The sequence below is a fragment of the Salinarimonas soli genome, from assembly GCF_008386575.1.
Taxonomy (GTDB): Bacteria; Pseudomonadota; Alphaproteobacteria; order Rhizobiales; family Beijerinckiaceae; genus Salinarimonas_A; species Salinarimonas_A soli.
In genome coordinates this window covers 14,911-29,394 of the sequence record NZ_VUOA01000045.1, presented here as the reverse complement: position 1 = coordinate 29,394, position 14,484 = coordinate 14,911, and the positions used below count along the sequence as shown (strand labels likewise).

Sequence of the window (14,484 nt, the reverse complement as noted above, 5' to 3'; positions counted from 1 at the left end):
GGTTGTTCTGCCTCATCTTTCGGCAATGCGGCCGTCTGCTGACGTTCGGTCACCCGCGACTGACGTTCGGGAAGTGCATAGAGCCGACTATGAACGCTTGACTTGCGGCGGTGAAGGTCGATCTAGTCGGTGGAACGAGCCCGGCACGGACCGCAGCCGCCCGGTCCGCATTGGAGGACATCCCGATGCAGCGCCTCTTCCGCATCTTCCTCGTCGAGGACGAGGATCTGGTCCGCAACGTGGCGGCGCAGGAGCTGGTGGACGCCGGTTTCGAGGTGGTCGAGGCCTCGTCGGGGCACGAGGCGCTCCGCCTCCTGCACGCCGACGACGGGCTCGACGCCCTTTTCACGGACATCCGCCTCGGCCACGGGCCCGACGGCTGGGACGTCGCGGCGGCCTTCCGCGCCAGCCACCCCGAGCGCCCGGTGATCTATGCCAGCGGCTACGCCCCAGGCGAGCATCGCCGCCTCAGCAACAGCCTGTTCTTCCCCAAGCCCTATCGCCCCTCCCAGATCAGCGGAGCGCTCCGCCTGGTGCTGGGTGCGGGTCTCAGGGAGCCCGCGCCGCAGCCGGCCGCGCCCGAGACCGGCGTTCCGCTCATGCGGCTCACCTATATGAGCCGCCCGACCGCAAGCGGCCGCGAGCCGAGCGCCGTCCAGGCCATGACCCGGCTCGCGCAGCAATGCCAGGCGCTCAACCGGCTCTCGGGCCTCACCGGGGCGCTGCTCGTCGGCGAGGAATGGTTCATCCAGGTGCTGGAAGGCGAGAGCACCGCCGTGCTCGGCGCCCTCGACCGCATCAACCGCGATGCCCGGCACGAGGACCTGCGCATCTTCGAGCTCACCCCCGCGAGCGGGCGGATGTTCGGGGGGTGGGCCATGCATGTCGGCCGGGTCGAGGCCGTGGAGCCGGAGCTGCTCTGGCGCTGCGTGGAGGGCTTCCGCCACCCGGGACCGCGGGCGGCCGAGCTCCTCATCGAGGCCCTGACGCAGTCGGTGCGCAAGGCCGCCTGAACCCGGCGTTCCGGGCCGTCGGCGGACCCGGTCCGGAAAATTGTGCATTGCAGCAATGAAACGGGTCCCCATCTGTTGGTGACGAGACATCACATGAGAGGGGGCTCGCCATGGCGAAGCTCGGACGGACGATCGCGAACCTGGCGCGCTACGCGAAGGCCATGGAATCGATGGCAGCGACGGCCGGGGCGGCGGAGCCCGGCCGGCTCGTCGAGGTGAGCGATTTCGGGGCCAATCCCGGCAACCTGCGCATGCTCGCCCATGTTCCGGCGCAGGTCGGGCCGCGACCGGGCCTCGTGGTGGTGCTCCATGGCTGCAAGCAGAACGCGGGCGGCTACGATCAGGGCACGGGCTGGTCGGATCTCGCCGATCGCCATGGCTTCCTCCTGCTTGTCCCCGAGCAGCGCCCCGCCAACAACCCGAACAATTGCTTCTCCTGGTTCGAGCCCGGCGACACCCGGCGCGGCGCCGGCGAGGCGGCGTCGATCCGCGCCATGGTGGCCTGGATGGTGCGGGAGCACGGCGTCGACGAGGAGCGGATCTTCGTCACGGGGCTTTCGGCGGGCGGGGCCATGACCGCCGTCATGCTGGCCACCTACCCGGAGGTCTTCGCCGCCGGCGCGATCGTGGCGGGTCTGCCCTACGGCTCGGCGCAGACCATGCAGGAGGCCTTCGAGGGCATGTTCACGGCGCGCCCCCGCGCGGCGCGGGCCTGGGGCGACCTCGTGCGCGAGGCCTCGCCCCATCGCGGGCCCTGGCCCCGGGTCTCGGTCTGGCACGGGAGCGCCGACACCACCGTGGTGCCGGCCAATGCCGACGAGATCGTGAAGCAATGGACCGACGTGCACGGCCTGAACCCCGGGGCGGCCGAGAGGACGCGCGAGGGGACGGCCGAGCGCGCCGTCTGGCGCGACCGGTCGGGCGCGGTCGCGGTCGAGTCGTTCAGCATCCCGGGGCTCGCCCATGGCACCCCCCTCGACACGGGGCCGGGCGAGGCATGCTGCGGCCGGGCGGGCCCCTTCCTCCTGGAGGCCGGCATCTCGTCGACCCACCACATCGCCCGCTTCTTCGGGCTCCTCGACGGCCGCGCCGAGACGCGGCCCGCCGAGGCCGTGATCATCCCGCCTGCCCCGCGCGCGGCGCCGGAGCGGCCCGTGCCCCCTCAGCGCGAGCTGGCGGCCTTCACGGCTCCCCGCCGCGAGGAGCCGCGGCCCGGCCCCGGCCCCGGCGGGCGGACCCTGCCCATCGACGTCGAGGCGGTGATCAACAAGGCGCTCAGGGCCGCGGGGCTCATCAAGCCGTGACCCGGGCGCTTGGCGAGGGGCGCGAGAAAATCGCGCCTCGCGCCCTCGCGGCCATGTTCCTCGGCCGAGCGGGCTCTATCTCCCTCCCATCGTCTGGAGCGAGCAGCATGAGCGACAAGTTCCTGGCCGAGGCGAAGGCGCAGTTCAGGCGCATGATGGACGACATGCCCCCCGAGGAGAGGGCGGCGTGGATCGCCAAGATGATGGCGGGCGAGGCCTTCGCCCCCCATGGCGCCCTGCCGCGCGAGCTCATGGCCGCCGTCCACGGGACCATCGACGCGCTCGCGCGCGCCACGGCGCTGGAGCCGCCGGCGCTCGCGATCGAGGCGTTCCGCCGCCACGGCTATCGCGCGAGCCTGGAGGACAAGGCCGACATCGCGCTCCTGCGCGTCGAGCGGCTCCAGAGTTGAGGATCCGGGCGGCGGGCGCGGCGGCGTGCCCCGCCGGGCGCGCCAGGGAACCTGCCCCCGACGAGAGGCTTCCCCTAGCATGCAAGCCACGAACGACGGCAAGGCGACACTCAGGAAGGCCTTCAAGCGCCTCGAGCAGGAGGTGCCCGAGCGCGCGGGCTACTGGATCCGCAACCTGCGCCATCCCCGGGCGATCTGGATCCGCATCCCCGTGGCCCTGCTCCTCGTCCTCGGCGGGATCTTCTCGTTCCTGCCGGTGCTCGGGATCTGGATGCTGCCCCTGGGCCTCCTCCTGATTGCCTCCGACGTGCCGGTCCTGCGCATGCCCATGGCCCGCTTCACCCTGTGGGCGATGAACCGGTGGGTGGCGGTGAAGCAGCGCCTGCCGGGATCGCGGGCGCCCTCGTGACGAGGCGGCCTGCCGGGCGGGTTCGCGTCGCACCCGGGCGCTCGGTGAGCCGGGCGCCTCGGCGCCTGCCCTCGCGAAGGCGGAGGACGGGGGCGGGAGGCGCGGCATTCCGGCCCGCCCCGGGGTTCCGTTGCGGAATCACACGCCAGGGCCTTGTAAAAGCCATCGTCTGGGGCCACCTTGGGGACATCGATATTTGGCCGGACAATCGGGCCGTTCCGCCAGGGCCAAGGGCCGGGCGCGCGTTTCGGACTCTCTCTCCAGGTTTCGAGAAACCGAGCGTCGAACGGTGCCCCGCGCCGTCGCGTTCATCTATGACGATCTTGACGTAAGGATACCCCGCATGAACACGGGCACCGTGAAGTTCTACAACGAGACCAAGGGCTACGGCTTCATCCAGCCGGACGACGGCGGCAAGGACGTGTTCGTCCACGCGACCGCTCTCGAGCGCGCCGGCATGCGCGGCCTCGTGGAAGGCCAGAAGGTCTCGTTCGACACGGCCGAGGACCGCCGTACCGGCAAGGTCGCCGTGAACAACATCCAGGCCGCGTGACGGCCCCGTCGTCGAGCGCCCTGCGTTCGGCCGGTCGCGATCTCCAGGGCCGCTCCCACCGGGCGGCCCTTCTCGTTTCAGGACCGGTTTCCCCTTCAGGGCGGCCCTGAGATCCAACAAGCAGGAACCGAAAGGTCAGTCGATGGTCATGTTCAGGAAATCCGGGTCGGCACGTTCGGTCATGTTCGTGGTGACCTACGACGACGGGCGCACGGCCTATATGTGGCTCGACGACCACGGCAAGGGCGACGACCACCGCGTCGGGACCATCGCGCGCGAACGCCAGCAGCAAGGGGTCCTGCCGGACGGCACGATCTGTGGCATCAAGCGCGTGCGCTGATCTCCAGCGCAGGCCCGAATCACGCATACGGAACGGAAGGCGATATGGCGAGCGACGAGCGGAAGGGTTTCGGGGAGCGCCTGCAGAAGGCGGCGAGCGCCAAGCAGGCGATGCTCGATCGGTTCAAGGCGCGCCAGTCCGTCGACGACCCTGCCGCCGCGGAGCGCCGGGCCGAGCGCAAGGCCCTGAGCGACGCCCGCGACGCCCGCCTCGCCGAGCGCAAGGCGCTCAAGCAGGCCGAAGCCGAGCGCGCGGCCGCCGACCAGGAGGCGCAGGCCGCGTCGCAGGCGGCGCAGGCCGCCCAGGACGAGGTCGAGCGCGTGGAGCGCGAGGCCCGTCTGGCGCTCGAGCAGAAGGCCGCCCGCGATGCGCGCTACGCCGCGCGCAAGGCTCGCAAGTAGCAGGTTCCGGATGACCTTCCACGCCAGCACCCCGCCTGTGGCGGCTCCCCCCGGCACGCCGCTCGACCGCGACACCTTGCGCCGGCTCACCCGCCATTGCCTGGCGTTCCGCGACGCCCGCAACGGGCGCGCCCTGTGGCAGGTCGCCACCACGCTGCCCCCCTTCCTGGTGCTGTGCGGCCTCCTGCTCTGGGGCGCCGCGACGGGCCAATATCTCCTGCTCCTGCTCGCGATCCCGGCCGGCGGGCTGCTCGTGCGGATCTTCACGATCCAGCACGATTGCGGTCACGGCTCGTTCTTCAGCTCGCGGCTGGCCAACAACGCCGTCGGCGTGAGCCTCAGCATCCTGACGCTGACGCCCTACGGCTATTGGCGCCGCACGCACGCCCTGCATCATTCGAGCGCGGGCGACCTCAGCCGGCGCGGCGTGGGGGACGTGGACACCCTGACGGTGCGCGAATACGAGGCCCTCTCCCGCCGCGAGCGCCTGGTCTACCGGGCTTATCGCAACCCCCTGATCCTGCATCTCATCGGCCCGCCGATCTATTTCATCCTTCTCCAGCGCTCGCCCTGGGGCCAGGCCCTGCCGGCCCGCGAGGCCTGGGCCAGCATCATGGGGCTGAACCTCGCGCTCCTCGTCTTCTATGGCGGCCTGATCTGGGCCCTAGGCGCCGGCACCGTCGCGTTAGCCCTCCTGCCCGTGGCCTGCCTCACCTCGTGGGCCGGCGCCTGGCTGTTCTTCGTGCAGCACCAGTTCGAGCACACCCACTGGGACCACGCCGAGAGCTGGAACATGCAGGCCTCGGCCCTGGAGGGGAGCTCGCATTACGTCCTGCCACCGCTCCTGCAATGGTTTACGGGCAATATCGGCCTGCACCATATCCATCACCTGAACAGCCGCATCCCCAACTACCGGCTGCAGGAGTGCCTCGACGCCGACCCCGTGCTCGCCACGATCTCCCGGCTGACCTGGCGCGAGAGCATGAGCTGCATCGGGCTGGCGCTCTGGGACGAGGACGAGCGGCGCCTCGTGAGCTTCGCGGAATTCGATGCTCGCCCGCAGATCGCTAAATGAAACGCGCTTTGCGCGCGTAATTCCGGGACTCCGCTCACCATATCGAAACGGTTGCCTCCTTACGTTCCGTCCACGCCCCGCCCGCGCCCTCGCGCAGGGGGCGCCGCGACGGACCCGGAGTGCCCATCCATGACGCAGGCGAGCGGCGTAAGCGATCCGGTGGCGCGCGATCTCCTGCGCAAGGCCGACGACCAGATCCTGGCCGCCGACACCCGGGCGCGGGAGCTGGAGGAGCGCTACGACGCCCTCCAGGCCCGGTACTCTGCCCTCGACACCGCCGTGCGCGCCGCCGAGGCCCGCGCCAAGGCCGCCGAGGACCGCCTCGTCGCAACCATGAAGGTGCTCGGGCCCTCCGTGGTCTCCATGCTCCGGCGCAGCGCCTAGCCGGCACCCCGGCGCCGGGTTCGGTGCGCTCTCCTTCGTGCTCCTTTGGAAACGACGCGCCCGCTGATGCGTTGACCGGGGATCCGACACCCCCAATGGAGAGCCCCATGAAGGCTACAGCCCTCGTGCTCGCGGCCGGCCTCGCCGTCGCGACCGCCGCCGCCGCCCAGACGCCCGCCCCCGCCAGCCCCCCGGCCGATATCACCACCGGAACCGTGACCGCCGGCGCGGGCGCTGCCGCGAACCTGCGCCAGATGACGATCGACACCCTCACCGACATGGACCTCGTCGGCCTCGACGGGAAGGAGATCGGCGAGATCGAGGGCGTTGTGGAGAGCGCCAACGGCGGCGCCCGCTTCGCCCTCGTCGAGCGCGGCGGCGTGCTCGGCTTCGGCGCCAAGACCATCGCGATCCCCCTCGAGAACCTCGTCGTGCAGGGCGACCGTGTGATGCTGCGCAACATGGACCTCGCGGCGCTCGACGCGATGCCCACCTACAAGAACGAGAACAAGGCCTATCGCGAGCTCGACGACGAGCAGCAGATCAACGTCCCGCAGCAATAGCGGGCGCGCCGCCCCGGCGGCCGGAGCCGGCTGCCGGGGACGCGGCTCCGGCCGGGGGCGCATAGCCGGCGCTATTCGGGAGGCGCCGCTCCACTTCGCGCAGGATCGGGCCCGCGAGCCGGGCCATGGCCTCCGGCGTCCCGGCGAGGTGAAACGTCTCCCAGCCCACCGGCACGAAGCCCAGGCCGAAGCGCTCCGCCACCCAGGCCAGGCCCATCCCGGCCTGGGCCGCGCCCGCGGCGATGAGGGCGGCCACGGCCTGGTGGGTGAATTCCTCCGTGCCGTAGCCCTCGATGGCGGCGGGCGCCAGGCCGGCCTCGCCGAGCAGCCGATCGAACCACCGGCGGGTGCCCGAACCCCGTTGACGGTTCACGTAGCGCGCCCGCGTACGGGAGATATCGGCAGCGCCGCGGATGCCGAGGGGGTTGCCTGGCGCGACGATGAAGCCCTGCTCGCGCCGGAACAGAGCCAGGACGGTCACATCGCCCCCCGCCAACGCTTGCCCGAGAGGACCCGCCTCTGCTCTGGGCGCGTCGTGCGCGTGGAACCCCGCCGCATCGATCTCCCCCTTGAGGAGCAGCGCGACCGCGTCGTCGCTGCCCAGGACGCGGGGGCTCACGCCCGGGATCGCGCCCAGGATGTCGAGAAGCAGCGGGTCGTGGCTCAGGGCGACGCGCAAGGTCGGCGCCGGTTCATCGAGAAGGCGGTCGAGGCGCCGCTCGAGGCTGTCCCGGGTCTCGGCCAAGACGCCCTCCATCGCCGTCGTGGCGTCGGCGAGGGCGTCGCGCAAGCCGGCGCCGAAGGCCGTCAGCGCCGTCCCGTGCCCCTTGGTCTTGACGGCGATAGGGCGCCCGAGCGCCGCCTCCAGATCGCGCAGGCCCTGCCAGGCCGAGCGATAGGACACGCCCAATCCCTGCGCCGCGCCGCTCACCGAGCCCTCCCGCGCGATCCCGTCGAGAAGGGCGAAGATGCGCGTCAGGGACATGCCGCGCTCCCCGACCGTGATCGTGCCGTCGAGGCGTAGCATCACCCGCATATGAACCGCGCTTCCTATTGATCCGAACCGTCGCTTCATACCATATCGATGCGCATGCTGCAGGCTCTCGCCGACGCGTTCGCCATGATCGGCGCCCTCGACCGGGACGTGCTCTCGATCGTCGGCCTGTCGCTGCGCGTCAGCCTCGCGGCCGTGGCGCTCGGCTGCCTCGTCGGCCTGCCCGCCGGCGCGCTCCTCGCCATCGCCCGCTTTCCCGGCCGGGATGCCGTCGTGGCGGCGCTCAACGCCCTGATGGGCCTGCCGCCGGTCGTGGTGGGGCTCGTGATCTACCTGCTGCTGTCGCGGTCGGGGATCCTCGGGCCGCTCGGCCTCCTGTTCACGCCCGCCGCGATGATCCTCGCCCAGACGGTGCTCGTGACGCCTCTCATCGCGGCGCTCGCCCGCGGGATCCTGGAGGATTCGGAGCGCGAGCTCGGCGAGCAGCTGCGCTCGCTGCGCCTCTCCCCCTGGCACCGGGCCCGGACGCTGCTCTTCGACGCGCGCTTCTCCCTCGTCGTCGCGGTGCTCGCCGCCTTCGGGCGGGCGGTGTCGGAGGTGGGCGCGGTCCTCGTCGTGGGCGGCAACATCGCGGGCTCCACCCGCACCATGACCACCGCGATCTCGCTGGAGACCCAGAAGGGCGACCTGCCCCTCGCGCTCGCCCTCGGCCTCGTCCTCATGACCCTCGTGCTCGCGGTCAACCTCGCCGCCGGTCTCGTGCGGGGGCACGCCATGCGGGCCTACGGATGAGCGCGCTCCTTCCGATCGTCATCGAGGCCCTCGCGTTCCGCCCCTGCGGAGCCGCCGTGATCGACGGCCTGTCCGCCACCATCGCGACCCCGGGGATCACGGCGATCGTCGGGCCGAACGGGGCCGGCAAGAGCGTGACCCTGCGCCTCCTCGACGGGCTGCTGGTGCCCGACGGGGGCTCGATCCGGTTCGGGACGCGGCAGGCGGCGGATGTGCGCCGGGCCATGGTGTTCCAGCGTCCGGCCCTCATCCGAGCGAGCGTGCACGACAACGTGGCGCTCGCGCTGGCAGCCGAGGGGCTGGCGCGCCGCGAGGCGGCGGCGCGGGTCGGGGCGGCCCTGGAGCGGGTGGGGCTCGCGCGCCGCAGCCGCGAGGCCGCCCGTCGGCTGTCTGGCGGCGAGCAGCAGCGCCTCGCGCTCGCCCGGGCGCTGGTGACCGAGCCCGAGCTCATCCTCCTCGACGAGCCGACCGCGAACCTCGACCCCGGCGCGACCGACGTCATCGAGGGAATCGTCGCGGGGCTCGCGCAGGCCGGCGTGAAGGTGATCCTCGTCTCGCACAATCTCGGGCAGGTGGCGCGCCTTGCCGGCGACGTGCTCGTGCTCGCGGGCGGACGGGCGGTCGAGCACGGCCCGGCCCGGTCGGTTCTCACCTCGCCGCGCACGCCCGAGGCGCGGGCTTATCTCAACGGAGAGCTCCCATGGACCCGTTTCGCCGCCGCCTCCTAGCGCTCGCGGCCGCCGTGCTCGTGGCGATCCCGGGCGCCGCCCGTGCGCAGGAGCGCTCCATCACCGTCGCCTCGACGACATCGACGGAGCAGTCGGGCCTGTTCGGCCGGCTCCTGCCCGCCTTCACCAAGGCGACCGGGATCGCCGTGCGCGTGGTGGCGGTGGGGACGGGGCAGGCCCTCGACATAGGCCGGCGCGGCGACGCCGACGTGGTCCTCGTGCACGACAAGGCTGCCGAGGAGCGCTTCGTCACGGAGGGCTTCGCGGCACGGCGGCAGGACGTGATGTACAACGATTTCGTCATCGTCGGCCCGAAAGGCGATCCGGCGGGGGCGGCGGGCGCCGATATCCGGGAGGCTCTGCGTCGGATCGCGGCCGCCCGGGCGCTGTTCGTGTCGCGGGGCGACAAGTCGGGCACGCACGCGGCGGAGCTGCGCTATTGGCGGGACGCCGGCGTCGACCCGGCCTCGGGGCAGGGCGCGTGGTATCGCGAGATCGGGCAGGGTATGGGGCCCGCGCTGAACACGGCCTCCGTCCAGAACGCCTACCTGCTCGCCGACCGCGGCACCTGGCTGTCCTTCAAGAACCGGGGCGAGCTCGCGATCCTGGTCGAGGGCGACCGGCGCCTGTTCAACCAGTACGGCATCATGCTCGTGAGCCCGGCGCGGCACCCGCACGTGAAGGCGGCGGAGGGCCAGGCCTTCATCGACTGGCTCGTCTCGCCCGCGGGGCAGGGCACCGTCGCGGGCTACACGATCGAGGGGCAGCAGCTCTTCTTCCCGAATGCCCGGGCCGAACGCTCCTGAGAGCCTGACCCGGAACGGCTCGCCGTCTAAACCCCCTCATGCTGAGGAGCCCGCGTCAGCGGGCGTCTCGAAGCACGCAGCACGCGCGTGAGCCGGAGGGACATCCCTGGACCGCCCTTCAAGGCCCTGCTCCGCAGGGCACCTCGGGACGAGGTGGGAGGGTGGGGGCTCACCTTTGGACAGCCCCGACCCCTGGCGCTCACGCGGGCCGGGGCGGGGTCTCCGGGGCCGGCTCGGCGGCCGGGGCCTTCGGGCGCGTGCGGGTGGCGAGGCGGAAGAACATCGGCACGAAGAACACGGCGAGGAAGGTGGCGGCGAGCATGCCGCCGATCACGCCCGTGCCCACCGAATGGCGGCTCGCGGAGCCCGCGCCGGACGCGATGGCGAGGGGCACCACGCCGAGGATGAAGGCGAGCGAGGTCATAACGATCGGCCGGAAGCGCAGCCGCGCCGCCTCCAGCGCGGCGTCGAAGACCGGCACCCCATGCCGGTGCCGCTCGGCCGCGAACTCGACGATGAGGATGGCGTTCTTCGCGGCGAGGCCGATCAGGGTCACGAGGCCGACCTGGAAGTAAACGTCGTTCTCGATGCCTCTCAGCCAGATCGCGAGGATCGCCCCGAACACCGCGAAGGGGACGGCTGTGATGACGGCGAGCGGCAGCGACCAGCGCTCGTACTGCGCCGCGAGGATGAGGAAGACCATGACGAGGGCGAGCACGAAGCCCTGGTTGCCCGAGCCCGCCGTCTGGATCTCCTGGTAGGCCGAGCCCGTCCAGCCGATCGTGTAGTCGGAGGACAGGGTCTGGGCCACGACCTGCTGCATGGCCGCGATCGCCTGGCCCGAGGAATAGCCCGGCGCCGGGTTGCCCTGGACGCGGGCCGCCGGGAAGACGTTGAAGCGGTCGACCACGTCGGGACCCGTGACGCGAGACACCGAGACAAGGGTGTTGAGGGGCACCATGGTCCCGCTCGTCGAGCGCACGAAGACGTGGCGCAGGTCGTCCGGCGTCTGGCGGAACTCGCCCTCCGAGGACAGGCTCACCCGGTAGGTACGGCCGAACAGGGTGAAGTCGTTGACGTAGAGGTTGCCGAACGTGCTCTGCATCGTCTCGAAGATCGTCGCGATAGGCACGCCGATGGCCTTCGCCTTCTCGCGGTCGACCTGGATGCGGTATTGCGGCACGCCCGTCGAGAACGTGGTGGAGACGCCGCGCAGCTCCGGGCGCTGGTTCGCGGCCTGGATCACGCGCTGGGTCGCTTGGGACAGGCTGTCGAGGGAGCCGCCCGAGCGGTCCTGGAGGTAGAACTCGAAGCCGCCCGTGGTCGAGATGCCTTGGATCGGGGGCGGGTTGAAGCCGATGGCGATCCCGTCGCGAAAGCCCGCGTTCAGCGCCGCGAAGGCCGGGGCGAGCTGGCGGGCGTCCTGGCGCGGGTCGGTGCGCTCGGCCCAGTCCTTCAGCGAGACGAAGGAGACGCCCGAGTTCGTCTTCTGGGCGCCGGACAGGAAGTCGAAGCCCGCAAGCGTCACGACGCTCGCCACGGCGGGGTTCTTGAGCGCGCCCTGCGTCACCTTCGCCGTGATGTCGAGGGTTCGGTCGAGGGCGGCGGCGGGGGGAAGGGCCGTGACGAGGAAGACGTAGCCCTGGTCCTCCTGGGGCACGAGCCCGCCCGGCACCCGCTGGTAGAGCCACCAGGTCGCGCCGAGCATGGCGCCGATGAGGATGAGGCTCACCACGACGTGGCGCATGAAGAAGCCGACGCCTCCCACATAGCCCCGGGTGATCGCCTCGAAGGCGCGGTTGAAGAGGCGGAAGGGGAGCCAGGGCTCGCGGTGCCCGGGTTTCAGGAGGATGGCGCAGAGCGCGGGCGTGAGGGTCAGCGCCACGATGCCGGAGATCACCACCGACACCGCGATGGTGACGGCGAACTGCCGGTAGAGCTCGCCCGCGAGCCCGCCGAGGAAGGAGACGGGCAGGAACACGGCGCAGAGCACGAGGACGATGGCGATGACGGGGCCGCTCACCTCCTCCATGGCCTGGATCGCCGCGTCGCGAGGACTCTTGCCCTCGCTCGCCATGATCCGCTCCACGTTCTCCAGCACCACGATGGCGTCGTCGACCACGATGCCGATGGCGAGGATGAGCCCGAACAGGGTGAAGAGGTTGATCGAGAAGCCGAGCAGGTACATCCCCGCGAAGGTGCCGACGATCGAGACCGGCACGGCGAGGACGGGGATGATCGTCGCCCGCACGTTCTGCAGGAAGAAGAAGACCACGAGCACCACGAGGACCACGGCTTCCAGGAAGGTCTTGATCACCTCCTCGACGGAGACCTCGATGAAGCGGGTGGTGTTGAAGGGCACGTCGTAGCGCAGGCCGTCGGGGAAGCGCTGGGCCAGCCGGTCCATGGTGGCCCGCACGTTGGACGCGACCTCGAGCGCGTTGGCGCCGGGTTGGAGATAGACGCCTATGGGTACGGCGGGCGCGCCGTTGAGGGTGGCGACCGTGGAATAGTTCTGCGAGCCGAGCTCGACGCGCGCTACGTCCTTGAGGCGCAGCGCCGCCCCGTTCGGGTCCGAGCGCAGGATGATGTCCTCGAACTCCTTCGGATCCGCGAGGCGCCCGGGCGTGGTGACCGAATAGGTGAAGGCCTGCGCTCCGCTCATGGGCTCCTCGCCGAAGCGGCCGGCGGCGAACTGGGCGTTCTGCTCGCGGATCGAGGCGGCGATGTCGGAGGGGGTGAGGTTGTACTGCGCGACCTTGTCGGGCCTGAGCCAGATGCGCATGGAATAGTCGGAGGCGCCGAACAGCGAGGCGTCGCCCACGCCCGGCGTGCGGCGCAATTCGTCGATGACGTTGATGAGCGCGTAGTTCGAGATGTAGATCGTGTCGAACCGCCGGTCGGGCGACGACATGGTGAGCACCTGCAGGATCGAGCTCGACCGCTTCGACACGGTGACGCCCTGGCGGCGCACCTCCTCGGGCAGGGTGGCGGTGGCGCGCTGGACCCGGTTGTTGACGTTGATCGTCGCCTGGTCCGGGTCGGTGCCGATCTGGAAATAGACCGACAGGTTGAGGGCGCCCGTCGCGGTGGAGGTCGAGCGCATGTAGATCATGTTCTCGACGCCGTTGATCTGCTGCTCTAGGGGCGCCGCGACCGTCTCGGCGATGGTCTGGGCGTTGGCGCCGGGATAGGTGGCGTTGATCACCACCTCGGGCGGGACGATCTGCGGGTACTGCTCGACGGGCAGCGCCCGCATGGCGATGAACCCGACAAGCAGGATCACCAGGGACAGGACGGTCGCGAAGATCGGGCGGTCGATGAAGAAGCGCGAGATCACGGGCGGGCCTCCCGTCCGGGAGCGTCGGGGCGCGCCGCGCCCGAGGGCGCCGGCCCGCGCTCGGTGGCGTCGGCGCGCTGGGCGGCCGGGGGCTCCCCGGGGCGGCCGGCCTGCTGGGGCGGCGACGCGACCGGGACGGGGCGGACGGGCGCGCCCGGGCGGACGCGGATCACCCCTTCCACCACCACCCGCTCGCCCGGCTTCAACCCCTCCTGCGCGACCCAGCCCGCCGGCACCTGGCGGCCGAGCCGCACGGGCCTGGCCTGGGCCGTCCCGTTCTCGCCCACCACGAAGACCGAGGGCCCCTGCGGGCCTTGGCTCACCGCCTGCTCGGGAATGACGATCGCGTCCGGTAGCGAGAAGCCGCGCACCATGATGCGCACGAACTGGCCCGGCAGGAGCGCCCCGTCGGGATTGGGGAACACGGCGCGGGCCTGGATGGTGCCGGTTTGGGGATCCACCCGCTGCGCGGCGCTGTCGATGCGGCCCATCTGGGGATAGACCGTGCCGCTGCCGTAATGGAGCTCGACGGAGAGGTCCTTCTCGGAGATCGGCTTAGCGCGGCGCTGGTTCAGCTCGCGGAAGGCCTGGCCCTCCTCGTCGGTGAAGGAAAAGCTCACATAGGCCGGGTCGAGCTGGGTGATGGTGGTGAGGAGCGTCGCCTGCGGCTGGATCAGGGAGCCGATCGTAGGCGACTGGAGGGCCGTGATGCCGCTCACGGGCGCCTTCACCGTCGTGTAGCTCAGGTTGAGGCGGGCGTTCTGCAGCTCTGCCTCGGCCACGCTCAAGGTGGCGCGGGCCTGGTCGCGGGCGGCCTCCGCGTCGTCGCGCTGGCGCTCCGTGCCGGCGCCCCGGCGCACGAGCTCGTCGGCGCGGCGGAAGTTCTCCTCCGTCTGGCGCACGGTGGCCTGGGCCTGGCTCACCTGCGCCTCGGCCCTCGTCTGGGCGACCTGGTAGGTGGCGGGGTCGATGAGGAAGAGGTCCTGCCCCTCCTTGACCCGCGTCCCCTCCTCGAAGGCGCGGCGCAGCAGCAGGCCGCCGACCCGGGGCCGGACCTCGACGTCGCGAAAGCCGATCACCCGGCCCGCATATTCGAGGGCGACCGGCACCTCGCCGGCCCGCACCTCCACGACGCCGACCTCCGGGGGCGGCATCGGCGGGGCGGCGGGCGTGGCCGCGGGCGCGCGCTGTCCGGTGAGGCCGGCAAGCCAGGCGGGCGACGCAGGCGCGCCGTACAGGTAGACGTAGGCCCCGGCCGCCAGAGCGGCCAACGCCATCAGCGAGAGGAGCATGCGCCTCATCACGTGATCCCTTCGCACCCGATCGGAACGCGGCGCCCGGCGCACCGCATGAACGCGTCAGGGCGATCCCC

The 14,484-nt window shown here is 71.5% G+C and carries 16 protein-coding genes; 13 read left to right on the top strand and 3 right to left on the bottom strand.

Annotated elements, in window-relative coordinates; translation table 11 throughout:
- Window positions 1–185: 185 nt before the first annotated feature.
- From F0L46_RS23225 to F0L46_RS23180, 10 genes are all read left to right on the top strand, one after another.
- Window positions 186–1,013, top strand: coding sequence for a BLUF domain-containing protein (locus tag F0L46_RS23225; protein WP_149822000.1), 828 nt, complete (start codon window positions 186–188; stop codon window positions 1,011–1,013).
- A gap of 110 nt (window positions 1,014–1,123) precedes the next feature.
- Window positions 1,124–2,317 (top strand): extracellular catalytic domain type 1 short-chain-length polyhydroxyalkanoate depolymerase, encoded by a 1,194-nt coding sequence (locus F0L46_RS23220; protein ID WP_149821999.1) that lies wholly within the window; start codon window positions 1,124–1,126, stop codon window positions 2,315–2,317.
- A gap of 107 nt (window positions 2,318–2,424) precedes the next feature.
- Window positions 2,425–2,727, top strand: a complete 303-nt coding sequence (locus F0L46_RS23215; RefSeq protein WP_149821998.1) for a hypothetical protein — start codon at window positions 2,425–2,427, stop codon at window positions 2,725–2,727.
- Between the two features lie 79 nt (window positions 2,728–2,806).
- Window positions 2,807–3,136, top strand: coding sequence for a hypothetical protein (locus tag F0L46_RS23210; RefSeq protein ID WP_149821997.1), 330 nt, complete (start codon window positions 2,807–2,809; stop codon window positions 3,134–3,136).
- Between the two features lie 343 nt (window positions 3,137–3,479).
- Window positions 3,480–3,689 (top strand): cold-shock protein, encoded by a 210-nt coding sequence (locus F0L46_RS23205; RefSeq protein ID WP_149821996.1) that lies wholly within the window; start codon window positions 3,480–3,482, stop codon window positions 3,687–3,689.
- Window positions 3,690–3,837: 148 nt separating this feature from the next.
- A complete protein-coding gene (locus tag F0L46_RS23200; RefSeq protein ID WP_149821995.1) occupies window positions 3,838–4,029 on the top strand; it encodes a hypothetical protein in 192 nt (63 codons plus the stop codon).
- 44 nt (window positions 4,030–4,073) lie between these two features.
- Complete coding sequence (locus F0L46_RS23195; RefSeq protein WP_149821994.1) at window positions 4,074–4,430, top strand: DUF6481 family protein; 357 nt, start codon at window positions 4,074–4,076, stop codon at window positions 4,428–4,430.
- Window positions 4,431–4,440: 10 nt separating this feature from the next.
- Entirely contained in the window at window positions 4,441–5,505 is a 1,065-nt protein-coding gene (locus tag F0L46_RS23190; protein WP_149821993.1) for a fatty acid desaturase, read from the top strand.
- A gap of 129 nt (window positions 5,506–5,634) precedes the next feature.
- Window positions 5,635–5,889, top strand: a complete 255-nt coding sequence (locus F0L46_RS23185) for a hypothetical protein (RefSeq protein ID WP_149821992.1) — start codon at window positions 5,635–5,637, stop codon at window positions 5,887–5,889.
- Window positions 5,890–5,996: 107 nt separating this feature from the next.
- On the top strand, window positions 5,997–6,452 hold the full coding sequence (locus F0L46_RS23180) for a PRC-barrel domain-containing protein (RefSeq protein WP_149821991.1): 456 nt from the start codon (window positions 5,997–5,999) through the stop codon (window positions 6,450–6,452).
- Here F0L46_RS23180 and F0L46_RS23175 read toward each other — a convergent pair.
- The gene (locus F0L46_RS23175; RefSeq protein ID WP_188312108.1) at window positions 6,433–7,488 is read right to left on the bottom strand and encodes a substrate-binding domain-containing protein; all 1,056 of its coding nucleotides are present in this window, start codon (window positions 7,486–7,488) and stop codon (window positions 6,433–6,435) included. The two genes, F0L46_RS23180 and F0L46_RS23175, sit on opposite strands and share 20 nt — an antisense overlap.
- Window positions 7,489–7,542: 54 nt before the next feature.
- Between F0L46_RS23175 and F0L46_RS23170 the strand changes: the two genes are divergently transcribed.
- Genes F0L46_RS23170 through F0L46_RS23160 form a run of 3 tightly spaced genes read left to right on the top strand, consistent with a single transcriptional unit; the run spans window position 7,543 to window position 9,772 of the window.
- The gene (locus F0L46_RS23170; protein WP_149821989.1) at window positions 7,543–8,238 is read left to right on the top strand and encodes an ABC transporter permease; all 696 of its coding nucleotides are present in this window, start codon (window positions 7,543–7,545) and stop codon (window positions 8,236–8,238) included.
- Window positions 8,235–8,966 carry an ATP-binding cassette domain-containing protein gene (locus tag F0L46_RS23165; protein ID WP_149821988.1) on the top strand — a complete coding sequence of 244 codons (732 nt, stop codon included), beginning with the start codon at window positions 8,235–8,237 and terminating at the stop codon, window positions 8,964–8,966. Before F0L46_RS23170 ends, F0L46_RS23165 begins: the two co-directional genes overlap by 4 nt.
- Window positions 8,939–9,772 (top strand): ABC transporter substrate-binding protein, encoded by an 834-nt coding sequence (locus F0L46_RS23160; RefSeq protein ID WP_149821987.1) that lies wholly within the window; start codon window positions 8,939–8,941, stop codon window positions 9,770–9,772. Before F0L46_RS23165 ends, F0L46_RS23160 begins: the two co-directional genes overlap by 28 nt.
- A gap of 199 nt (window positions 9,773–9,971) precedes the next feature.
- Here the strand turns inward: F0L46_RS23160 and F0L46_RS23155 are convergent, their stop codons facing one another.
- Both F0L46_RS23155 and F0L46_RS23150 read right to left on the bottom strand, forming a co-directional pair.
- Window positions 9,972–13,109 carry an efflux RND transporter permease subunit gene (locus F0L46_RS23155; RefSeq protein WP_149822047.1) on the bottom strand — a complete coding sequence of 1,046 codons (3,138 nt, stop codon included), beginning with the start codon at window positions 13,107–13,109 and terminating at the stop codon, window positions 9,972–9,974.
- Window positions 13,109–14,413, bottom strand: a complete 1,305-nt coding sequence (locus F0L46_RS23150; protein ID WP_240540125.1) for an efflux RND transporter periplasmic adaptor subunit — start codon at window positions 14,411–14,413, stop codon at window positions 13,109–13,111. The genes F0L46_RS23155 and F0L46_RS23150 overlap by 1 nt, the downstream gene beginning before the upstream one ends.
- Window positions 14,414–14,484: the final 71 nt, after the last annotated feature.